This window comes from Desertivirga xinjiangensis (genome assembly GCF_024436435.1).
Classification (GTDB): domain Bacteria; phylum Bacteroidota; class Bacteroidia; order Sphingobacteriales; family Sphingobacteriaceae; genus Desertivirga; species Desertivirga xinjiangensis.
Genome location: NZ_JAFMZP010000001.1, coordinates 580,287 through 605,057 on the forward strand (window position 1 = coordinate 580,287; position 24,771 = coordinate 605,057).

At 41.2% G+C, this 24,771-nt stretch carries 13 protein-coding genes; 6 read left to right on the forward strand and 7 right to left on the reverse strand.

Translation table 11 applies throughout. The annotated features are described in order from the left end of the window. The first annotated feature begins 14 nt into the window (after positions 1–14). The 4 genes from J3P37_RS02440 (at position 15) to J3P37_RS02455 (ending at position 9,534) form a co-directional block, all read left to right on the forward strand. Positions 15–3,704 (forward strand): SusC/RagA family TonB-linked outer membrane protein, encoded by a 3,690-nt coding sequence (locus tag J3P37_RS02440; protein ID WP_256009405.1) that lies wholly within the window; start codon positions 15–17, stop codon positions 3,702–3,704. A 12-nt stretch (positions 3,705–3,716) separates the two neighbouring features. After that, on the forward strand, positions 3,717–5,114 hold the full coding sequence (locus J3P37_RS02445; protein WP_256009406.1) for a RagB/SusD family nutrient uptake outer membrane protein: 1,398 nt from the start codon (positions 3,717–3,719) through the stop codon (positions 5,112–5,114). 63 nt (positions 5,115–5,177) lie between these two features. Beyond that, positions 5,178–7,964 (forward strand): M16 family metallopeptidase, encoded by a 2,787-nt coding sequence (locus tag J3P37_RS02450; RefSeq protein WP_256009407.1) that lies wholly within the window; start codon positions 5,178–5,180, stop codon positions 7,962–7,964. A 1,096-nt stretch (positions 7,965–9,060) separates the two neighbouring features. Then, the gene (locus J3P37_RS02455; RefSeq protein WP_256009408.1) at positions 9,061–9,534 is read left to right on the forward strand and encodes a JAB domain-containing protein; all 474 of its coding nucleotides are present in this window, start codon (positions 9,061–9,063) and stop codon (positions 9,532–9,534) included. Between the two features lie 289 nt (positions 9,535–9,823). Here J3P37_RS02455 and J3P37_RS02460 read toward each other — a convergent pair whose 3' ends face one another. Beyond that, complete coding sequence (locus J3P37_RS02460) at positions 9,824–10,051, reverse strand: hypothetical protein (RefSeq protein ID WP_256009409.1); 228 nt, start codon at positions 10,049–10,051, stop codon at positions 9,824–9,826. 284 nt (positions 10,052–10,335) lie between these two features. On the opposite strand from J3P37_RS02460, the gene J3P37_RS02465 reads away from it, so the two are divergent. Together J3P37_RS02465 and J3P37_RS02470 are read left to right on the forward strand one after the other, a co-directional pair. Continuing rightward, on the forward strand, positions 10,336–11,154 hold the full coding sequence (locus J3P37_RS02465) for an SDR family NAD(P)-dependent oxidoreductase (protein WP_256009410.1): 819 nt from the start codon (positions 10,336–10,338) through the stop codon (positions 11,152–11,154). A 221-nt stretch (positions 11,155–11,375) separates the two neighbouring features. Then, a complete protein-coding gene (locus tag J3P37_RS02470) occupies positions 11,376–12,131 on the forward strand; it encodes a helix-turn-helix domain-containing protein (RefSeq protein ID WP_256009411.1) in 756 nt (251 codons plus the stop codon). 567 nt (positions 12,132–12,698) lie between these two features. Here J3P37_RS02470 and J3P37_RS02475 read toward each other — a convergent pair. The 6 genes from J3P37_RS02475 to J3P37_RS02500 form a co-directional block, all read right to left on the reverse strand. After that, on the reverse strand, positions 12,699–14,909 hold the full coding sequence (locus J3P37_RS02475) for an alpha-galactosidase (RefSeq protein WP_256009412.1): 2,211 nt from the start codon (positions 14,907–14,909) through the stop codon (positions 12,699–12,701). Positions 14,910–14,950: 41 nt separating this feature from the next. Continuing rightward, positions 14,951–17,287, reverse strand: a complete 2,337-nt coding sequence (locus J3P37_RS02480; RefSeq protein ID WP_256009413.1) for a glycoside hydrolase family 95 protein — start codon at positions 17,285–17,287, stop codon at positions 14,951–14,953. Between the two features lie 390 nt (positions 17,288–17,677). Beyond that, on the reverse strand, positions 17,678–19,063 hold the full coding sequence (locus tag J3P37_RS02485) for a TolC family protein (RefSeq protein ID WP_256009414.1): 1,386 nt from the start codon (positions 19,061–19,063) through the stop codon (positions 17,678–17,680). Between the two features lie 43 nt (positions 19,064–19,106). Further along, complete coding sequence (locus J3P37_RS02490) at positions 19,107–22,262, reverse strand: efflux RND transporter permease subunit (protein ID WP_256009415.1); 3,156 nt, start codon at positions 22,260–22,262, stop codon at positions 19,107–19,109. Positions 22,263–22,294: 32 nt separating this feature from the next. After that, a complete protein-coding gene (locus tag J3P37_RS02495) occupies positions 22,295–23,416 on the reverse strand; it encodes an efflux RND transporter periplasmic adaptor subunit (protein WP_256009416.1) in 1,122 nt (373 codons plus the stop codon). A gap of 237 nt (positions 23,417–23,653) precedes the next feature. Next, positions 23,654–24,547, reverse strand: coding sequence for an NmrA family NAD(P)-binding protein (locus J3P37_RS02500; protein ID WP_256009417.1), 894 nt, complete (start codon positions 24,545–24,547; stop codon positions 23,654–23,656). Between the last annotated feature and the right edge of the window lie 224 nt (positions 24,548–24,771).

Sequence of the window (24,771 nt, forward strand, 5' to 3'; positions counted from 1 at the left end):
ACCAGACTTAACAAATGTATAAAATTTATACTATCAAATCCGGCGTGCCCTATACACCCGTTCATAAAGTGTTGCTGATTATGCGATTGACGATATTTATAATGTTTATTATGCTGTTCCGGGTGTCCGGGGCAACCTTGGCCCAAAGTATTTCGCTAAACGAGAAGAACGTTCCGATAAAAGTTATTATCACCAAAATTCAGCAGCAAAGCAATTATGATTTCGTGTATACTGCCCAGCAGCTTAAAAGCATCGGTAAGGTGAGTATTTCCGTGAAATCGGCCAATATTCGTACCGTGCTTAATCTGGTTTTTAAAGACCAGCCACTTACTTATACAATCGATGACAATACGATAGTATTAAAAGAAAAAATAGCTGCGACCTCTGCGGTACCTATCAATTTTATTGATGTAAGCGGAAACGTGTCAACCAGTTTGGGTGCAGGGTTACCGGGTGCTACAGTGAGACTTTTGGGTACGCAGATAAGGGTAGCTACAGACCAGGCCGGTAACTATAAGATGTTGCGTGTTCCTGATGATGGTAAATTGATTTTCTCGTACATTGGTTATCGCACTGATACCATTTCCATTACCGGGCAGACAACAATAAACGTGGTCCTTAAGGAGGTTGTATCAGAAATGGGGCCGGTCTCCATCGTATCAACAGGTTTACAGGACTTGCCTAAGGAACGTGCCACAGGTTCGTTCGAAGTGATCAGCAAGGTACAACTTCTGCATAGTACAGACCCCAACCTTGTCAGGCGTTTGGAAGGTATCACCACGTCGCTTGATTTCAGAAATGACCTTCGCCCCAATAATTCAGCTTCGCCAAATGCAAGGCAATCGCCTTTGGCAAACCTCACCATCAGGGGGAAAAATACATTGAATGATGCTATGACTGCTGACCTTAATGGCAATTATAGCGGACAGGTACTTGTTGTAATTGATGGTATTGCCAGTCCATATTCAATTGATAAGGTTAACCCAAATGATGTTGAATCGGTAACCATATTGAAAGACGCAGCAGCTGCTTCTATTTGGGGATCGAGAGCGGCAAATGGCGTTATTGTCATCAAAACAAAACGTGGGAGCTACAATCATGCACCCCGCATCACCTTTAATAGTAATGCTAATCTTACTGAGAAGGTCGACTTGTTTTACAACAAAACCATGAGTGTGTCCGACTTTATCGATGCGCAGGCAACTTACTTTGAAAGTCAGAAGCGACCGCTGGCCGACTTAAGTATCACGCACTTGTATGGCCAGGAGATAAAGTCACCAGTGGCAGAGATCATTAACGCCTGGAAATTTAAAGGTACGCTTACAGACGACGAAGCTAATAGGCAATTAGACGTTTTAAGAAATAACGACATCAGGCAAGATTATGAAAAGTATTTTCTGCGCAACGCGGTCACCCAAAGCTACTCACTAGCTCTGGATGGAGGTTCGGATAAGTTTAATTACCGTGTTTCTGGTGGTTTGGATAAGGGTCTTAACAATACTGAAAATTCTGATTACAATCGTTTAGCCATAGGTTACTCCATGTCAATAAAGCCTTTAAGCCGCCTTGAGTTGCAGGGTAATATCAGCTATAATGTGCAAAAAAATAATGAACAGGCGCCACTTAACCGAATAACCGGCGCTACCGACGCTACCTTTTACCCATATAGCCGCCTGGTAGATGATAATGGAAGCCACCTGGAACTTGCGAAGATGTACAGGCAAGGCTTTGCAGCGGCGGTAGCTGAGGCTTACGGGAGTAATTTTTTAAGTTACAGTTACGTGCCGTTAGACGATATTAATGAAGGCTATAACAAGCTGAAATCACAGAACCTAAACCTGAATTTTAGCGCTAATTACAAAGTGCTTCATAGCCTTTCGGCACAATTCACCTACAACTACAACACTGGCCGCAACAATGATAATACCCTGTACAGTCAAAACTCATTTTACATGCGGAACATGATGAATTATTTCACTACCTCGCCAGTGTCTGTAAACCCAATGACCTATGATCCGGTTCCAGCCTACAACAGGCAACTTCCGCTTGGCGGGCAATACACTACCTTGCTTACCAACAGTAATAATCACACCCTACGTGGGCAGTTGAATTTTGAGCATGCCTGGAACGAAAAGCACGAGGTATCGGCTATTGCAGGTTTGGATGTAGCACAATCATACAGTATAGCTAAAACTGATGGCTTTTATGGGTACAATGAGTCAACGCTTTCCAGCAATAATAAGCTGGACTATAAAACAATGATTCCAATAGCTTTTGCGGAAGATTTCAGCGGTTACAACGGAGAGTATATACCCAATCTTTCAACAGGCTTTATTGACAATAAAGTACGAACCTTTAGCTATTACACTAATGCCGCCTATACATACGACAGGCGATATACTTTGTCTGCCAGCTTGCGTAAGGATCTATCGAGCGAGTTTGGCCGGGGTACCAACCAGAATGGTACGCCTTATTACTCAGTGGGCGCTGCCTGGAACATTAACAACGAAAGCTTTTATAATTGGGATTTACTGCAGTCATTAATTTTCAGGGCAACTTATGGTTTCAATGGCAACGTTAATCCGTCAATAATTGCACGCCCATTAATTACATATTCAATTTTTAACGGGACCAATAATCTTCCTTATGCATACACCAGCTTTGGTACAGGAATTAGTAACAGTCAACTTCGTCCTGAACGTACAGGCGTAATGAACGTAGGACTTGATTTTGTTTTCAAGAAGAACAGGCTGTCGGGCAACGTACAGTATTACAATAAGAAAACAACCGACCTTGTTGCTGGGGGCGCTCTCGACCCAAGTACCGGTTATACCAATATCACGTATAACACAGGTAATTTGAAAGGTCAAGGAGTAGAGTTTACCTTAAACTCATTAAACCTTGAACTGAACAAACTCAGGTGGAACAGCAACTTTCTGTTCGCTTACAATAAGGTAAAGGTAACAAAGCTGTATGCAACTGCTACCAGTCAAGCAGGGGCAGCAGTAAATAACAGCTCAGGATCTTACAATGAAGGTTATGACTTGTCGCGTCTGTTTGGTTATGAATGGGCTGGACTTGACCCTCAAACCGGCGACCCTCGCGGTTATGTTGATGGAAATATTGTTACTATATCAAACAACTCTCAGGGCGAAGAAAACTATCGGGCTATACAAAATGCACCAATAGGCACACTCAAATACTTTGGTAGCGCGGTACCTGTGTACTATGGTTCTTTGAGAAATACATTCTCTTATGGTTCGGTTGCGATATCTGCCAACCTGCTCTATAAGTTTGATTACTTTGTTCGCAGGCCAACCTCGCAAGTGGTGAATTACAGTTCGCTTAACTCTGGAAACTCGCTGCAGGGAATCGAATACAATGACAGATGGCAGAAACCCGGCGACGAGGTCAGTACCAACGTACCTTCAAAGGTTGCGTCAACCAATTTCATGAACCGTGATAATTTCTATTACTACTCTGCAGTGAACGTTATTAAGGGTGACCATATCAGGTTGCAGGAGATCAACTTGTCATACACGCTTAGGGTAGGCCCTCAAAGCCGCATTAAACAACCTAGGTTCTATACTAACATAAGTAATCTAGGGATTGTATGGCGCGCTAATGATAAAGGTATCGACCCGGAAGTGTTCGATTATCCATTGCCACGTACTTATAGTTTAGGTTTTTCAGCTAACTTTTAATCTCCCGGAGTCATGAAAAAAATTATAAAAAATATACTTGCACTTGTTTTCATTGTTGCCCTGAGCTCTTGCCAAAAGTTTGTAGATATCAAGAAAAGCGGTTCTCAATCATTTATAGAAACAACCGACGATTGTCAGCTCATCCTGGATAATTACGATCTGTTCAATATTAATTATCCCTTGGATGGAGAAATTTCGGGCGACGATTATTACATGGATGATACGCGTTATAATGCCGATGTGATCACTTCTGAAGATAAGGCCCTGTACACCTGGCAGGCTACTGCAATGCGTTCCAGCGCTACTCAATGGGTTTCGTCATACAATAAAATATACCACTGCAATCTGGTGCTTGAGGCGCTTGATGAACTAAATGGTACCGGTAACGAAACTGTACTAAACAATCTGCGAGGCACTGCCTTGTTCCTAAGGGCTTATGCTTTGTGGCCGCTTGCACAATTGTATATCAAGCCTTATGATGCAAACAACCTGGAGGAACCAGGTTTGCCTATCCATACCAAATCAGACATTAATGATGTTCCTGGCCGTGGCACTGTTCAGGAAACTTACGCTGCTATTGTAGACGACCTTACCCGGGCGGCAGTATTATTAAACCATACATCCAGCATTTCGTCAAGGCCGAATAAAGCGGCTGCCTATGCCATGCTGGCAAGGGTTTATATTTCAATGGAAGATTATCCAAAAGCGCTAGCAACTGCTGATGCCGCTTTGGCTATAAAAAAGGACCTGATCGATTACAATACGCTGAACTTGGGAAGCTATAACCCCTTTCAGCGTTTTAATAAGGAAGTAATATTTCACTCGGTTATTCTTCAGCAGAATAGCGTACTTGAGGTTGGTTATGGTGATGAGGATAAGGCGCTTATTGCCACGGATATTGTTAAAGCTTATCAACCAGACGACTTGCGCAAGCAGGTGCTGGTTAAAGAAAATCTGGATGTACCCCAGCCATCAGGTACTTACCGTTTTGTAGGTAACTATGAAGGTGCTGTTGGTTCATCGGTACTGTTTAATGGTCTGGCCGTCGACGAATTGTATCTGATAAGGGCAGAGTGTTATGCCCGCTCTGGCCAAACCGCCAGCGCAGTTGCTGATATGAATACCCTGCTTGCCACTCGTTTTGCTACCGGTACTTATGCAGGGTTTAACGCAGTCAATGCTGAAGATGCCCTTAGAAAGATATTAGTCGAACGCCGCAAGCAATTGTTAATGCGTGGTTTGCGATGGACCGACCTCAGGAGGTTAAACAAAGACCCCCGGTTCGCAACAGATATTTCCCGTACCATTAACGGTACTACATACACTCTGCCAGCAAACGACTCCCGGTATACACTGCTTATACCGCAGGAAGTTATCACCAACTCAAAACTACAGCAAAATACACGCTAACTTTTATTTATTCAAACCACTGGCCGCAAATAATGCGGCAAGTGGTTTTATTTACTATGTTTTATGCTTAAAAATATCATAGGAGCTTTTCTGCTATGCTTTACCGTGGCTTTTGCAACAGCGCAAGACAGGCTAATTCCGCTGGATACCGCCGTCCATACCGGTCAACTTAAGAACGGATTTACCTATTATATCAGGTATAATAATACTCCGAAAAAAAGGGCTCAGTTTTATTTAGTGAACAAGGTGGGTTCGGTTTTGGAGGATGATAATCAGCGAGGCCTGGCTCATTTTGTTGAGCATATGACGTTTAATGGTTCAAAAAACTTTCCGAAGAACACGATGATGGATTACCTGCAAAAGGCAGGCGTCCGTTTTGGTGCCGATGTCAATGCCTATACCGGTTATGACGAAACAGTATACCAGTTGCCACTACCTACTGATGATAAAGCCCTTGTAAAAAATGGTTTATTAATCGTTCGGGATTGGGCGCAGAACGCTACTCTCGATGCCCGTGAGATCGATATCGAACGCGGTGTAATACTTGAAGAGAAACGCCTGGGCAAAGGTGCGTCCGATAGGCTGCAACAACAATATTACCCGCTGTTGCTTAATCATTCACGCTATGCAGAGCGTAACCCAATAGGTACCGACGAGGTATTAAAAAACTTCAAGCCCCAGGTGATACGTAAGTTTTATAACGATTGGTACCGCCCCAATTTACAGGCTCTGATAATTGTTGGCGATATCGACGTAGCAGCTATTGAACAGCAGGTAAAAGCCCTGTTTTCCGATCTTAAAAATCCTGTTAGACAACGGTCCCGGAATGATTATACTATACCGTTAACCGATAAAAACCAATTTATAGCCTTAACCGATAAAGAAATAACAAATACGGTTGCCGAAGTAATTATAAAGCACAAAGCAACACCGTTAACTACGGCGGAAGATTACCGGAGGCTTTTGACAAAGCAACTATTTAACAATATGCTTGACGACAGGTTCAAACGGCTCTCTCGTACTCAGCCACCATTTATATCAGCTAATGCTGGAATAAAAGATTTTTTTGGAAGTTTGGATACCTACCGGACGACGGTAGTCTGCAAGCCCGGTATGCTAAAGCAAGGATTTATGGCTTTGTGGTATGAATACGAACGCATAAAAGCGCATGGTTTTAGCTCTCCGGAATTGGAACAGGCAAAAAGCATTCTTTTACAACATCTTGAGAATGTTTACCGCGAACGGAATAACAATCCTTCAGAAAGTTATGTGCAGGAATATATCGCCCATTTTTTACGAAGCGAAGCGGCGCCAGGCATTGAAGGGGAGTACAGGTTAATGAAAGAATATCTGCCCTTGGTTAATCAGGAAGATATCCGAAAGGTAATACTCGAATATCTTGGCGATAAAAACCGTGACATTATAATTAACGCACCGTTTAACTCCGCTGAAGCCTTACCTAATAACGAGCAGGTTGAACAATGGATAACTGAAGTGAAGGCCATGCAAATGCAGGCCTTTGAAGAACAAACAACTTTATCATCATTATTAACAATGCAACCCATTGCCGGTAAGATCACGACTGAGCAGTATGACGCTAAGGGGGGCATAACCACTCTTAAATTATCAAATGGAGTGAAAATAGTTATTAAGCCAACGGATTTTAAAAGCAATCAGATAATATTTAAAAGTTTTGCAGCGGGTGGAACATCTTTGTATGCAGATGCTGATTATCCGTCGGCCGCAAATGCGGCTTCAATAATAGCTGCAGCAGGCGTAGGTAATTTAACTGCTGCTGAGCTTGACCGCTTTGTGGCTGACAAACAAGTGGAAGTACGGCCTTACATAGCAGAAAGATATCAGGGTATAACTGGCGGCAGCTCTGTCCACGATTTTAATGTCGCCATGCAACTGATACACGCTTACATTACCCAGCCGCAAAAAGATCCTCTTCTCTATAACAGTATAATGGAACGCTCAAAGGCGCGCTATGTTAATCGCGCTAATGATCCTGGTGCTGATTTTAATGATACGGTTAGCGCAGTGTTGGGAAATTATACTTTCCGCCGTACAGGGCCATCGCTTAAAAAACTTGATATGGTAAATCTTGACAAGGTTTTCAATATCTATAAAGAACGTTTTACTAATGCGGCTAATATGGTTTTCGTATTCACAGGCAATATTGATGTAAAAGCAGCAAAACCTTTGTTTGAAAAATATCTTGGTTCGCTGCCTTCAACCTCTAAGACGGAAAACGCCCGTGATTTGATTATCGATCCGCCAGCAGGCGAAATAGCCAAAATGGTTAAAAAAGGTAGAGAAGCTAAAGCCACGGTCGTTATGATGTATTCCGGCAAGTATGATTTTAATAGCCGGAACAATATCGTGTTTGATGCCCTGCAGGAAAATTTAAATATCCGGCTAATAGAAACACTACGAGAAAAGGAAGGCGGCGTTTATAGTCCCCGGGTTGATTACAGTGTTGCTAAATATCCTGCCCAAAGGTTCTCGTTAACAGTCCAGTTCAGTTGCGATCCGGCGAATGCGGAAAAGCTGGCCGCATCTGCACGAGCAGAAGTACACCGGCTATCAACTGAAGGACCAGAAGCAGAAAACATCAGCAAATGGAAGGTGGAATGGTATCGGCAGCGCGAACTTGAACTGCGCGAGAATAACTGGTGGCTGAACTACATAACAGGGCAATTGCAGTTAGGTGAAGATCTCAACGAGTATGCAGCTGATAAAAAAATAGTAGATGCTGTTGATGCAGTAGCTATAAGAAATATTGCAAGGCAGTGTCTTATGAATGGTAATCTTATAAAATTCACACTAATGCCCGAAGCTCATTAAATACTCTGCTGTTGAGTAATGACAACTTTTTATTTTGCTAAAACAAGAAATATTTACTCCGGCGCTTTCCAGAAAATGGAAAGCGTTTTTTTATCCTGATAGAAAGCTTTTGTGGCGGCAATACTGGAACGTAAACGCGAACTCTTGCTTAACCTAAGTTAGGATACAAGTTTCGCTTTATTTACTGCTTATTTCAATAAGGTTGCTGGATTAAGCCCATTGATCTGATATTTTTGGAACCTTATATCTAAGGTGAATGCACACTTCACAATAGTCTGTCTGAGAGTTTTTTATCCGATGCTGCACTCCGATATAGAAATAGAAGCTTTGTTAAGCGGAAAAAAATACCTGTAAAGAAAAGTATTCTCCCGGTTAGACTATTCTCGGAGAATACTTTTAGGAGTAGTATAGGCGGTTGTTCTGCTCAAAACTGGTACTGAGGCCAACGATATTCACCTTGAAGGGCTAGGGCATAAAAAATGACAGTAGCGCGTTTGTTGACCAGCTAAATGAGGCATGCATCTAGAGAGTTTAAAGAGAATCTATCTAATTGATTATAATCCATTGCTTAAAGGTCCATCATCTCATCCTTTGAGTAATAAATCACTTCGCCAATCTTATTGAATTTGATAGTGCTGCTAATATTTAGGCTTGGGAGGGTTCCGGGACAGATTTTCGTATAGTGCCTACTCCTTTATTTCAAAGCATTCAAGAGTCCTAAGATTCTCTATCTGATTTTTGTCGTATACACTCGAAAAGCTCCTGTTTCAATAGTTGGAGATCGTTTTCAGTTAATCTGCTTCGATTTTATTAAAGTTTTTTCATTGCTACGAAAGGGCCAAGTTTGCCGTTATCTGCTGCCTTTCTGGTAGACACCCGGAAGATTTTTTAAAAGCGCGATGGATAAAAAGGAACTCATGAGCCATTAATGTCACAAAGTTAGGCTGAAGGCTGCTGAAGCGGGCAAAAGCGTCCGGCATAAACCCTCATTCCCACCTGCTCCTGTGTCCATTTATTCCTTTTCCTTTTGCCCTTGATCGCCCTCAGCCTGCTGATGCGCCATAATTAATTCATTCATCACTTAAAAAATCTAATTATGAAAAAGCTTCAGAATCAATTGGCAATGTTTCAGGTTTCAGAAATTAAAGTTATTTATCAGCCAAAGATAAAGGCTTCAGAAAGATTTTCGGTAAGCTGTTCGAGAGATGTATTTAACGTTTTTCGTCAAAGTTGGGATATGAACAGAATTCAGTTAGTGGAACAGTTCAAGATCCTGTTATTAAACAGAGCTAATAAAGTGCTTGGAATTTATGAGGTATCTTCAGGTGGTATGGCAGGCACAGTAGCTGATCCTAAGTTGATCTTTGCAGCTGCCTTGAAGGGATATGCCGCAGGAATTATTCTGGCCCATAATCATCCTTCAGGAAACCTTAAACCGAGTCAGGCTGATATTAATCTTACCTGTAAGATTAAAGAAGGAGCGATGCTGCTTGATATAGCCGTTCTAGACCATATTATACTTTCTCCTGAGGATTCTTATTATTCATTTGCAGATGAGGGGCTTTTATAGCCCTTTATTCTTTTACTAAATTGACCAGGTTATATCTGTCTGCAGGGCTTGCCGTGTCAACATTGTCGCCAATGTAAATGGTATGCTTTCGCCATACCCTATAAGAAAAATCTATTTCAGACTGTTGTTTGCGAAAGGGGAAAAGCATAAAAAAGCCAGAAGGCTGCCCCTCTGACTCCTCCAGGATATTTTTAATTTACCTGTCTTGTATCTCGGAGGCAAAGGTGATAAAAGTGATTTCACCTGAAAGGTGTAATTTGACAACGTTTTGGACAACGTTTCTTTTTTCTCAGATCGCGTAACGTTTGCAGATGGATTTAGCTACTGCTTCAAGTAACTGATAATCTCCTAAAGAAGCTTCCCTGATTTGCCAATTACCGTTCCCGCCCTTTTCCATTGTAAACTCTTCCTCTTCCAGGCTAAACTTGATACTGGTCGTCTCTTTATTAATCACCCTGGTAAGTATCCTGTAAGTATAGTCCCGGTTTCCAAAAGTAGTTCTTAGTGGCAAACTCATAAGCGGCAAAAATATGAAAAAGAGTTCGTTCTGGTAAAATAACGTCCTAATGCGGCGGTCTCTTTAACCTGAAGGAAACAGATATATAAGGCAAACGCTCGTTTTGCGCTTTGAATACTTAAGTTTAACTTATGTATGTCTCAGCAAAATGTAGTTCAGGAGCTATAGGTGTTTGTTTCGCAACTAGAATACAGAATACGTGATATGTATCAGTATTCGGTACTTATGTATAAATTTTTCCGAGATGAGTCTGATAATTTTGGACAATATTACAGATTAAAACAATGTCAAAAACAATCTTCATTACAGGCTCTTCACGCGGATTTGGAAAAATTTGGGCAGAAGCATTTTTAAAACGAGGCGATAATGTTATAGCAACCGCGAGAAACTCTGAAAACTTCGATTATCTAATTCAGACTTACGGCGAGGCAGTATTGCCTATTCAGCTAGATGTAAACGATCGTGATGCTGATTTTGCAGCTATTGAGAAAGCAAAAGAACATTTCGGTACTATCGATGTGCTAATTAACAATGCGGGGTACGGATTATTTGGCACCGTTGAAGAAACCAGTGAACAGCAAGCGCGCGACCAAATTGAAACAAACTTCTTTGGTTTGCTATGGCTTACTCAAGCAGTATTACCAATTATGAGGCAACAAGGCCATGGCCATATTATACAAGTATCGAGCATTTTAGGTATAGCTACTCTACCGATACTAGGGTTGTATAACGCGTCTAAATTTGCCGTGGAAGGCTTAAGCGAAACTCTTGCGAGTGAAGTTAAGGGCTTCGGTATTAACGTTACACTACTCGAACCAAACGGCTTCGAAACAGATTGGGCAGGTACATCCGCTGTACAAACTACCGGGATTGAAGCTTATAATCCGGTAAAAGATGCTTTTAAAGCCAGCCTTAAATCCGATGCGTTTGGAGTTCCAGAAGCAACAAGCGCTGCTATGTTCAAACTTATAGATTCTAACCACCCTCCATTGCGGTTATTTTTGGGGAAGCTTGCACTGCCATGGATTAAACAAGTGTATCAAGGTCGATTAGCCGAATGGGAAGAATGGGCTGAGGTAGCGGCTATCGCTCACGGAAAGTAAGCTAAATTAATTACAATAGCAGGATTTGATTATGCTGTGGTTTCTGTAATTTTATAGTATCGATATCGCAGTTAAAAAATTGTACGATGAAGCATTTCAAAAGCATGGCCGACCTGAACCGATCAAACGGAATGCCGCCTCCATAGCATCCTTTAGTGAGCATCTTTCAGTGCAATAAAACCTGCCCACTTGGCGACCGGGTATTTACGACTGATTTTTATATGATTGGGATAAAGAAGCTTAGGAGCGGTGTGTTTTTGTATGGCCGTACTAAGTACGATCATAATTCAGGCTCGATGTCTTTTGTTAAGCCGCGGCAGGTGGTGGAAATGAAGAACCTGGATTTTGAGGAAGACGGCTTCCTCATTTTCTTTCACGAGGATTTTTTAAACGGGCACCCGCTTCACTCCGAGATTAAGAAATATGGTTTTTTCGAATACGAAGTCAATGAAGCGCTACATCTGTCTTCAATAGAGGAAAAGATCATTTGGGACTTACATAGTAAAATCAAATTTGAATATTACAATAATCAAGACGAGTACACGCGCGATATTATCATCGGTCATATTGATTCTATACTTAAATACTCACAACGCTTTTACAAACGACAGTTCGAAGACAGGTATACGGCTACAGGTAAAACCGTCTCTAAATTCATCGAGATACTTTCGGCCTACCTGGAAAAGGGAGATGTACCAGCCAATGGCTTGCCTACCGTTAAGTTTATGGCTGAACAACTCCACCTTTCGCCGCGTTATTTAAGCGATCTATTGAAACGGGAAACAGGGAAGACGGCAATTGAATTGATCCATATCCGCTTGATTTCTGAAGCTAAAAATCTATTAACAGGGTCTGATTGTAATGTTGCTGAAACAGCCTATTCGTTAGGCTTTGATAACCCGCCCTATTTTTCAAGATTATTTAAAAAAGAAGTTGGCGTTAGTCCCCTACAGTTCAGGAAGCAGTTTCTTAATTAGTACAGTTCTTTTGAATCAAAGCTGGTTCAGACAGCTTTTTTGTTTTAATCAATACTAATGGAAGGCCCTTATATTTATGCCTCTTCCCATTCACGTTGTTTCCTAACTGAAACAACCATTTTCACCGGCAAAAAAAGTTGAATCTCAAGACGCAATTCTCGCCAAAACTGTGTGAGGGCTAATAAAAGGGATTGATTGCTCAGTGTATAATTTTAACAATATCTATATTGCTCAGCAAAAGGATTAATAGTATTCCTCCTAGCTATTACTGGGTCGTAATGCTTTGCCCCATAAATCATACTTCCCTGTTTCGATATGCTTCTCCTTACCGTGTAGTTGAAGTCGTTACAAAGACAATAGAAAAGAGTGTGCTAATTGTTCTTTTCATTTATCCTTAAGTATTTATATATTTCGTTAATAGTAAAAGGGGAAGGTTAGGTAAAAGAATTTCCTGTTATTTAAGAGTATCTGTTTATAAATGTTATTGATCTTTAAAAAGAGGCTGATCTTTCGAGACAGCCTCCAACTTTCAAACAATCAACAAATATCAGGACATAAGCTCCTTAATTACTTCACTTCTTTAAATTCCAGGACAACGCTTGTCCTGGACGTATTCACGTCCGGATTGAAACCAACATTCATTAGAAAATCTCCGGAGAAAACTTTCTTTACATCAAGAGTAGAGGACGTCCCCGGAAATAAGTTAATTTCGGTAATTCTGTATTTTTTGCGGGGATCTAAGCCTTTCAACTTGATCGGGGAGGCACTATTTGAACCATAGCGGTTGTTTACTAGGTAATTAAAGATAATCCCTCTAGCTTTAGCTTCGTCTACGTACATTACCGATGCAACATTTCCTTCTCTTGGATTTGCAAGGCGATACTGGTCACCGTGCCAAATCACATCTTTCAACCCGTTGTAGTTCTTAATTGCCTCCTGGCAGAATTTCAAATCGTTCTCCGGTAATTTATTTACTACAATATCGAACCCTAGTTTTCCCATCATAGCTACGTCGGTACGGAATTTAATAGGTTGCTTTCCCCAATCGGTTACATGATTGGATGAGCTGATGGCAGGATAGAAGTAGGAGTATTCCCATTGGATGAAGATCCGCTCCATTGGATCTGTATTGTCGCTGGGCCAAAACTCTGTAAAAAATTGTAAAGCACCATAATCTACCCTGCCACCGCCACCAGAACAAAGCATCATCGGCACGTTGGGAAATTTAGCTCTGATCCGCTTTAAAACATTATACAGCCCATTCATGTATTCTATATAGAAATGTGACTGATTTTTAAGAAAAGCGGAATGGGCATTATAGATCACTGCATTACAATCCCATTTTAGGTAAGCTAGCTCTGGATTTTTTGTAAATAGTCTGTCAACGATCCCGTAGACAAAGTCCTGAACCTGAGGGTTGGCTAGATCAAGTACCAACTGATTTCTAAAGTAATGTTCATTTCGTTTTGGTTGTTTAATTACCCAGTCTGGATGCTTTTCGTATAGCTCGCTTTTCGGGTTTATCATCTCCGGTTCAATCCATAACCCAAATTTTACCCCATTAGCGGTTGCTTCTTTAACTAGAGAACCGATTCCGTTAGGAAGTTTCGCTTTGTTTTCCTGCCAGTCACCTAAACCGGCACGATCATCATTACGAGAATATTTATTAGCAAACCAGCCGTCATCCAATAGAAACATGTCAACACCAAGCTTCTTTGTATCTCCGATCAGCTCGGCCAATTTGTTCTCATTGAAATCAAAATAGGTGGCTTCCCAATTATTTAAGAGTGTCAGACGATTACCGTTTCCATCCTGCAACTTATACTTTCTAGCCCAGCTCTGCAGTTTTCGGCTGGCATTGCCTTTTCCCTGATTTGAAAAGGTGTATAAAAAGGGTGGAGTGGTAAAGGTGTCACCTGGTTTTAGAGTGTAAGGTGAAGCATAGTTATTGATACCGGCAATGATTCTCAGGTTATCCTGATAATCAAGTTCTAAGTCCACCTTAAAATTACCACTATATTCTAATGCCCCGTACAATACATTGCCTTCATCTTCTGTTGCGGGTTTATCCAGAGAGATCATGAACACCGAAGGCTGGAATAAGTTGGCTCTTGTTCCAAGTTTGGAATCAATAGTCTTAATTCCATGAGTTAAGCGCGCTTCCTCTGGCTGCATTTCCTTTGCCCAGTCGCCGTGGTACTGGTTCAGCCAGTAACTTTTGGCTTTTAAATGTAGATTAGCTGATGCATATTTCTGCAATACCACATCGCCCTTTTCTCCATGTTTAATTTCACTCCACTGTTCAACTACATCTTCTTTGAAGTAAGATTTATAGTAAAGCTTTACTTCAAAATCATAGACTGGATCTTTTAAAACAATGCTTAACAAACTTACATTATCATTCACTTTAGCCTGCTTATGACTAACGTACCGTAAGTCTAATGAATTATTGCCGTCCGCATGTGTTACAGTGATCGCTGGTTCAAGGAGATTTCTGGAACCAGAAGGAGTATACGCGGCATTCGCCAAGCCCGTATATTCTTCCGTTTGCTTGTATAATCCCGAAACGAGTTTATATTCGTTTATGTCGACTAGCTTTTTACCAAAGTATATTGAGCTTAGGTCTTTATCTTTTTCTGCTTCCAGGACGAAAGCGTTGTTCTGCGTCTCGATGGGTATCAGAGTTTGAGCAAAGGATTTTGTTACAATAATATCCTTTAACAATAGGACTATTGAAAATCCAAGAATAACTGTAGTTGTTCGTTGGTTAAAATTCATAAATTGATTCTCCCGGTTATATCCGGCTTTTATTTTCCTCTTTAAATTTTTCTTGAATGAATTTCCTTAATCTCTCCGTTAACTTTAACTTTCAACTTTGATACTGTAGGAGAGACGACTTTATAGCTGATTACTTTACCATCCTTCCAGCTGAAATCTACTGTATAGTTTCCTCTTGCTTTCAGGCCTTTAACCTCACCAAACGGTTTCCATAGGTCAGGAATTGAGGGAAGAAGGTCGATATATCCGTCATGACTTTGAATAAGCATCTCAGCGATTCCTGCTGTAGCTCCAAAATTGCCATCAATTTGGAATGGAGGCCCTGCAGATAACATATTTGGATATACGCCTCCTCCTGCTCCATAATTTATGTCTGTTCTAAGGGTTGGTTTTAGTATTTCTCTAAGTAACTTAAAGGCTCTATTTCCATCTTGTAACCTTGCCCAGAAAAGAAGCTTGTAAGCAATCGTCCAGCTAGGTCCATCATCCCCCCTTACCTCTAAGGTTTTCTTGGCGGCTTCTGCCAATTCGGGGGTTGATTTGGGTGTAATCATCGTTGCCGGATAAAGACCATATAAATGTGATATGTGGCGATGCTGGGGATCTGTCTCCTTGTAGTCCTCGATCCATTCCATAATCCTTCCGTTGGCAGATACCTGGCCAACCGGAGGAAGTTGTTTCACCTTTGCTTCCAACAACTTTCTGAAGCTTTCATCTTTACCTAATACTTTTGAAGCTGTAATTACATTTCCGAACAGTTCTCTAACAATCTGATTATCAATGGTTGGACCCATCGTGATGCTCGCAGTTTTTCCATTTGGAAGATAAAAGGAGTTTTCAGGAGATACGGATGGAGATGTAACCAGCCAGCCTGTTTTAGGTTCTTTTACAAGCGCGTCGTTATAAAACTCTGCCGAACCCTTAATGATCGGATAAATACTTTTCAGATACTCTTTATCTCCCGTAAAAGCATAATGATCCCAGAGGTTATTACACAACCAACCAGAACCTGCATTCGATGCTCCCCAAGAAGCGCTTTCTCCAGGTTCTGTATAACCCCAGACGTTGGTAATAACGTGAGCAATCCAGCCATCAGCTCCGTAATAAGCCTTTGCAGTCTTTTCTCCATTTTTTACTAGTCCCCGCACCAATTCTGCTAACGGCAGATTTAATTCTGATAGATTGGAAACTTCCAACGGCCAATGGTTCATCTGCACATTGACGTCCAAGTGATAATCCCCATTCCAGGGGGTATTGATTTGATTGGCCCATAAACCCTGAAGATTAGGAGGAAGCAGTCCCGCGAAAGTACTGCTAATGCTCAGATATCTCCCAAATTGATAGAATAATGCAGGGAGGCCTTTGTCTGCTTGGGGATTATTATAGTACGCAGCTAGCCGTTTCTCTGTAGTCAGGTTCCCATTTTCACCTTGGCCCAAATTCAAGCTTACACGCGCGAATAGCTTCTGGTAAGCGGTAATATGACTTTGCTTCTGCCCCTCAAAATCCTTTTTTAAAGCAGCATTGATAGACTTCGCTACTGTCTCTAGGTAACGGGGATTTTTATAATCTGTAGAAGCCGAAATATAGATAACGACTTCAGTTGCGTTTTTTATTTCAAGAGTGCTGGATGTATTGCTTTGGCTTCCCCCATTTAGACGGAGTTTTACCCGAGCGATGTAACACATGCCTTTACCGTCTGTCCCATTATCTAACTGTCCTCGCATCACCAGTTCTCCGTCTTCCACAGCAGTCTCAAAGCGTTCGGACCGGGTTAATCCAAGTGTGAAATTTAGTTTGCCGGGCTGGTCTGAAGTAATTTTAATAACACTTACATCGTCGCCAAAGCTTGTAAAGTACTCTTTTGTGTAGTTCACACCCTTGATTTTGTAAGAACTCGTGGCCACAGCATTGTTTAAGTCGAGCTCTCTGTGATAATCTATTGCGGCAGGGATTCCTGTTGAATGCAGACCGTAGTCATAATTCATCTGTAGTTCTCCCAGCACTTGGAATTTGCCCCACTGGCGGCCTCCTGATCCTGGGCCTTTGCAAACAAATTCTTTGTTCACCAGAGCCTGTGCCTCGTCATTTTTTCCTTCCATGATCAAATTACGTATTTGCGGAAGTACTTTATAAGCGTTGTAGTTATTGGCATCCTGAGGACTTCCTGACCATAGGGTGATATCATTAAGTGTGACCTTTTCGGAGAAAATACCTCCATCCGGAGTCATTCCTAAATGACCGTTCCCAAGAGGAAGTGTTTCTTCCCACATCTGCGCGGGCCTGTCGTACCTCAACTTTAAGGGTTGTTGGGCGAAGGCGAACTGGATAACTAAGACTGAGATAAAAAGAAGTTTAAGATTTGGCTTTCCTTTCATAAAATTTTACTAGTTATAATATTTAAGTGTGTATTTATATTCCTTGTTAGTTGAACTATCCAAAAAAAAGGGCGATGGGCGCCCTTCTTTCAGTCGAACCAATATTAAGTGCTTAAGTATTTTCAATAAGTTTATACGCTAGATTCAATTAGACCAACTCTTAATAGCTTGATTTTGTAAAGCTATCGTTCCATAGAGGAATATGCAATGGATAAATCATTGGAAGAAATAGATTATTCTATCGTTAATGTCCTTGATGCATTAATATTGGTTACATAACCCTGCTGTGTCTTAAATTTGTACAACTCAAGCTGAAATATATTTGGTATTGGGTTTAAAAGCAATTACAGTATTTCAATAAGTACCTATATGGGAAGTTCTCATATTAATTTACTTCCAGCCGCCCCCTATTGCTTTAAACAATTTCACTTGGGCTCCCAATTGATTTCTTTTTATGCCAGCCAATTCCAGTTCACTCTGTAACACATTACCTTGTGCAGTAATTACTTCAAGATAGGTGGCTAGGCCACTGATAAAAAGCTTGTTTGCGTTACCCACCGCTTTTTGTAAATTGGTTACCCTTTGTGCTTTAATACTCGCTTCCTCATTAAGTTTTTCTATTTCCACTAAGGTTCCTGAAACCTCACTAACAGCAACCAATATTTGTCTCTTAAAAGCAAGTATTACGTTCTCCCTTTCAATTTTTGCTATCTCATAGTTTGTTCGAAGTCGTTTCCCCTGAAGCAAAGGTTGACTAATGCTCGATGCTAAAGTACCAAACAGAGAAGATGGCATATTAAACCAGCTACTTGCAAGTAGTGAATTAACGCCTCCAGTAGCTGTAATATTCAATGCCGGGTAAAGAGAAGCTTTGGCAATCCCTACTCGGGCATTTGAGGCATTTAATTCATACTCCAGTGACTTTATATCAGGACGCTGACTTAGTAGTAAAGAGGGTATGCTTGTAGGTAAGCTGCCAAGTTCAACAATATCTTGAAGCTTTTTATCTCTCTCAATTCTTCCAGGTAAAGCGCCTGTAAGTAGATTTAATACATTTTCCTGCAATGTAATTTCCTTTTCTATCTGCGGAACTATTCCCTTAACTTGTAGCCGCTGAGCTTCTGCCTGTTCTACTGCCAAATGCGTTACCTGCGCTGCCTTGAACTGCTGCGAAATAATGTGGGAAGTTTTTTCACTCAATGCCTGATTTCGTTTGGCAATTTCTAGCTGAGCATCCAACATTACCAGATTATAGTATCCAACAGCTACAGATGCAACAATATCAGCTTGTATTGTTTTTTTTGCCTCCTGCGTTTGAAGGTAAGATGCCAGAGCCTCTTTTTTTCGATTATTAATCTTGCCCCATATATCCGCTTCCCATGAAAAAAATATATCTAAGCTAAAATCTTCGATATGACTTTTTCCCAGAAAATTATTAATACTGTACCCGTTAAAACTGTTTTCTGAGGGGATACTTGTACTGTTATTCACAAAGGCATTCAACTGCGGTGTTTGTCCCAACTTTGACTGTCTTAACTGTAAGCGTGCAATCTCAATTTTCTGCAGGGCTATTTGCATGTCATAGTTTTCTATAACAGCTTTCTCAATCAGTTTCTGCAGCTTAGAATCCGGAAAAAAGTGCTTCCACTGCCACGCAACTGTCGCCACAGTATCGCGATTATAAGTGAAAGATTTCTTATACTCCTCAATGATAGGTGATGATGCGATTATATCTTTTGAGACCCCACACGAGCCAAATACAATTACAAAAATCATCACTACTATATATATGCTATACCTGTTCATTATTTTCTTACGGTTATTCATGTTCATTCTCAATGGACGTATTGATTCTTTTTGGAGAAACTTTCTCCTGCAGGTACTGAAATACAATGAACAGTACAGGAATAATAAAGAGTCCCAGCACCACTCCTGATAACATACCTCCGGCTGCACCAATACTAATTGAGTGATTTCCTTCTGCTGAAGGTCCCGTAGCGCCCATCATTGGTATAAGACCAACTATAAAGGCAAGCGATGTCATAATGATCGGTCGCAGTCTCAGTCTCGCAGCTTCAAGGGAAGCAGAAAGCAGAGATTTACCCGCTCTTCGTCTTTGCACAGCAAACTCAACGATAAGAATGGCATTTTTGGCTAAAAGCCCGATGAGCATGACTAAAGTAACTTGAACGTAAATATTATTGGCAATACCGGTTAAGCCGATAGCTGCAAATACACCGAATATTCCAGTCGGAATTGAGAGAATTACAGCAAGTGGCAAAATATAGCTCTCGTATTGGGCTGCTAAAAGGAAATATATGAAAATCAGGCTCAAACTGAATATTACAAAGGCTTGTCCCCCAGATGAAATCTCTTCTTTTGTAATACCTGAAAACTCAAACGAATACCCTGAAGGTAGGAAACGCTCTGCAACTTCTTCTACGGCCTTAATGGCGTCGCCGGAGCTGTAACCTGGTTTTTGCGTAGCATTAATAGAAATTGAATTAAACAAGTTGTAACGGGAGACAACTTCAGGTCCATAAACGCGGTTAAGTTTAACTATAGAATTTACAGGAACGCTCTTGCCATTTCTGTTTTTTACAAAGATCTTACTAAAAGACTCCGGGGTTGCACGAAAATCTTTGTCAGCTTGAATCATTACACGATAGTATTTTCCAAAGCGATTAAAGTCACTAATTTGAGCACTGCCATAATAGTCCTGCAATGTCTGCATCAGGTCGTCCAATTCAACGTTCAATTGTTCTGCATTATCATAGTCAACTTCCATCTCATACTGTGGATAGTCTGTCCTGAATGAAGTAAAAGCTGTTTGAATTTCGGGTCGTTTGGACAGTTCGGCAATAAATTTACTTCCTACTTCACTGAACTGATTGAAAGGTCTGCCAAGGCGGTCTTGTATAACAAAGTCTAGGGCATCCACAAAGCTGAACCCAGGAACAGTAGGAAAGGTAAATACAAAGAACTTCGCGCCTTTATAAGAAGAAAGTCTTGCTCTAGCATCTTCCATTACAGCATTAATGTCGCTTACTTTGCCCCGATCTTCTTGCCGCTTAAGATTAATAAAAACTACGCCACTTGAGGAGCTCGGGGAGCCTGTAAAGATATCTGCACCTGTTCTACTCATCAGATTATCCCTGGCTTCAATAGGCATCAGCAGATCTTCTACTTCTTTCATCACTTTAGTAGTTCTATCGAGAGAACTTCCTGCCGGCAACGACACAGATACAGCAACAAAAGCCATATCTTCACTGGGAATAAATCCTGAAGGAGTTTTATGCACCATCCAAACTGTACTTAAAATAATTAGAGCTAAGGATAGAAGGGTCAGCCATCTAAATTTAATCAGGAGACGCAATCCTCCGATGTACCGCCTGGTTAACTTTTCAAAGCTAACATTGAAGCCGGCAAAAAAGCGATCCTTAAGTCCACTCTTTTTTGCTTTCTGGTATGAGCTGGGTTCTTTTAAGAATAATGCAGCGAGCGCCGGACTCAATGTTAGAGCATTCACAGCTGATATTATAATTGCAATTGCCAGAGTGAAAGCAAACTGACGATAAAAAACCCCAGTAGATCCACTCATAAATCCTACAGGAAGGAAAACGGCTGACATAACAAGCGTTATGGAGATAATTGCACCTGTAATCTCACTCATAGCGGATGTAGTAGCTGCCTTTGGCGAAAGACGGGCATGTTCCATTTTCGAATGCACAGCTTCTACCACTACAATTGCGTCATCTACTACGATTCCAATGGCCAATACAAGCGCAAATAGCGTGAGCAGGTTGATTGAGAAACCAAAGATCGACATGAAAAAGAATGTACCCAGTAAGGCAACTGGAACGGCGATGGCAGGAATGAGGGTAGATCGAAAATCCTGAAGGAAAATGAACACTACAATAAATACCAAAATAAATGCTTCAACGAGGGTATGCTTTACTTGATCAATGGACATATCCAACAGATTCTTGGTATTATACAACATTACATACTTCACGTTTCTGGGGAACTTTTTAGATGCTTTTTTCATCAGCTCCTCCGCTGCAATTTGTATTTCATTTGCATTCGACCCTGGAAGCTGTAGGATTGAAATATTCGTACCTGGCTTCCCGTTTACGCGCACTATATTATTATACGTACGGGAACCGAATTCTACCCGTGCGATATCTTTCAGATGTAAAATACTCCCATCAGTATTTGACCTGATAATCATATTTTCATACTCCTCCGGTTTACTGAACTTGCCTCTATATTTAATTACATACTCAAATGCCTGCTGGCTGTTTTCTCCGAATTTCCCGGGAGCAGCTTCAATATTCCTTCGCTGAATGGCTCTCGCTACTTCCTGCGGCGTGATATTGTAAGAAGCCATCTGCGAAGGATTCAACCAGATTCTCATCGAATAATCCCAACTGCTTCCAAAGGAATTTACCTGACCTACCCCCGGTATTCGTTTTAATTCAGGAATAATATTGATTTGCGCATAATTGGTAATATAAGCCTGATCGTATTGTGACTCATCCTCAGAATAAAGATCAATAACCATCACCTGACTGTTCTGCAGCTTATTAGTATTAATGCCCGCTTGGATGACCTCGGGAGGAAGCTGGCTCATAGCTTGTGCTACTCTGTTCTGAACATTCACTGCAGCCTGGTCGGGATCGGTGCCGAGCTTGAAATAAACTGTGATTGCCAAAGATCCATCATTATTAGCAGTGGAAGTCATGTAACTCATATTCTCTACTCCGTTTATTGACTCTTCCAAAGAAGGTGCAACAGCTCGCAAGACGGTTTCAGCGTTAGCACCCGGATACTGAGTAGAGACTTGTACAGCTGGCGGCGCTATATCGGGAAATTGCCTCAAGGGTAAAGTTTTAAGTCCTATTATTCCCAAAATTGCCAGAACAACTGAAATCACTGTAGCCATTACAGGCCTGTCTATAATTTTTCTTAACATCCTCTAGTTATTTTGCGTAATCAACTACTTCCTTAGTTAACTTTTTCTGGTGTAATCAACGTGCCGTCCTGAAGCCCTTCGAAGCCTTTGTAGACAACTAAATCACCATCCTGTACTCCACCACTAACTAGGTATGCTGTTTCTGTTTTACCGTTTATAGAAATAAGGCTTTTTTCTACTTTCCCCGCCTTGTCCAGCTTATAAACATACACTTTCCCCTGTTCCTCTACTGTGGCTTCCTGAGGTACCAGTAATGACTCCATCGTCGGTATGCTTATCTTTACCCTACCGGTATTTCCAGAACGCAATAAGCCATTGTGATTAGGAAAAGTCGCTCTTAAGGTTATAGCTCCGGTGCTTTTATCCACGCGGCCATCCACCATATCAATGTGTCCTTTGTGCTGATATTCTTTGTTTCCCGAAAGGACAAGTGTAACCGGTGGCACTTTCTTTATCTTATCTTTTAATGTGTTGCCCGTATACTGCTCTTTAAATGTGGAAAAGTCCTGTTCACTTAAAGTCAGATATGCATACACTGTCTTGTTATCCGACAGTATTGTTAAAGGTTCCATAGAGTTGGCGCTTACCAGGCTTCCTTGTTTTTTTGGTAAACGAGTAATGAACCCGTTTACAGGAGCGCAAATAATAGTGTAGCCAAGATTAATTTTAGCTGCTTCTACGGCTGCTTCTGCCTGTTTTTTGTTGCCTTTAGCTATCTCAAGCGCTGCCGTCGCAGTTTTTAGTTGGTAGTCGGATACGACTCCCTCGACTACCAAAGGAGTAAGCTTTTCTATTTCTAGTTGAGCAGAGACCGCTGCGGCGCTGGCTGCGGTTAGCTGCCCATTGGCGATATTTAATGCCTCACGGTATCGGTGATCTTCTATTTTAAAAAGAGCGCGTCCGGCTGATACGTAATCCCCCTCATCTGCGTATATTTTCTGCAAATAGCCGTCAACCAAGGAACGTATCTCTATATCAGCATGTCCTTCAAGCTTAACTGGGAATTCCTGAGAAGTGAACGAATTTTCGGCAGAAACAGTGTAAACAGGCAATTTAACAGCTCCTGGTGCCGGTCCCTGCTTGGTTTCACTCTGCCGACAGGAATAAATTAAGAGTGCAATTGTAATTAGATAAATTGAATATACATGCTTCATTGTATAATACTTATTGGTTAAATTGTCTATAAAAATTAAAATATCATCTAGTAGTCTCCCCAACGACCTTGTAACCTGTTTTCGTCAATTGCCCCTAGATATGACCTCTTGATAGATTCTTCTGAAGCTCAGGCTATGCGTTTCACACGCAGAGGCTCTATTAATAGGTATATTTGAACCGATCGGTTTAGATATACCTAAAAAAATTTGGCTATCTTTCTTAGCCTTCAGTGTTTTTTATTCTGTAGACGATCCCGTTAAAACCTCCTCTATACCTTTTGCTGGTCGGCCTAAAAGTTGTGCAAGAAGCGGATCTACAACCTTTCCTTCTCCATTGGCTAACCCTTCATATATCCTGCCCCAACCATCTCTGGCGTGGTTACCTGTGAAATACAAGTTCACTTTACGGCCTAATTTCCTTTCGATAATCTGCGCAATTGTACTTATTGCAGTAGCACGTGGTCCCGTCAGACGTAAAGTTTGATTAATGTACTTCCTGTAATCGGCAAGAATCAGGGCATTACCTTCCCCAAGTTCGTCAAGATCTGTCCAAGCGATTGCTCCATCATTAGGTATCACCCATTCCATTGGATCACCGGTTGAGCGGATCCCTGCATAAGGGGTCCAAGCTTGTGCGTAGATCCCTTGGCGGATTATGATATGTTCAAGACCGCTTGAAAGTAAATACTTCATTGTTTGCAAATGGCCCTGCTGAATACCTATTACGCTTTCCATTCCAGTTTCCCCTCCAAGCATCATACTTGAGTAAATTATAGTCTTAATTCCAAGTGTTCTGGCGGTTTCTATGGCGTTCTTATGAAATTGCACACGTTGGATACCAGCGTCCGGATGTGACATTATAAACACTGCGGAAGCTCCTTCAAACGCCGAATGGAGGGAGCGAGGGTTTGCAAAGTCTCCATAACGTACCTCAACACCATTTTCCTTGGCAATACCAGGAACGTTTTTGGGATTAGAGGATGAGATGATTAAATCACTAGGAGAAATTAACTTCTTTTCTAGAATGCTTGTAAGTATTCTGGATCCAAGGCGACCGGTAGTGCCAGTGAGAACGATTCGAGGCGCATTCGTCGCACCTTTTTTTAATGGTGTTTCAATTTCTTTTTCCATGTTTTAGTTCGTTTGATAGTTATTTTATGTAATTAAATATGTGTGTTTTTCTAAACCACTCGGTTCAGAAAAAGAAAAAAAATAGCTTTTGTCTCACGTTTTCAGATGCTCTCTGTGTTTGACCAACCGACCTCCCGCAATGCTGGGGCATTCGTCAGAACTTGAAAATGGAATGATAGGAGGAAAGAATTAATTCTGAAGCAGGTTTAACCTTTTTCTCACAA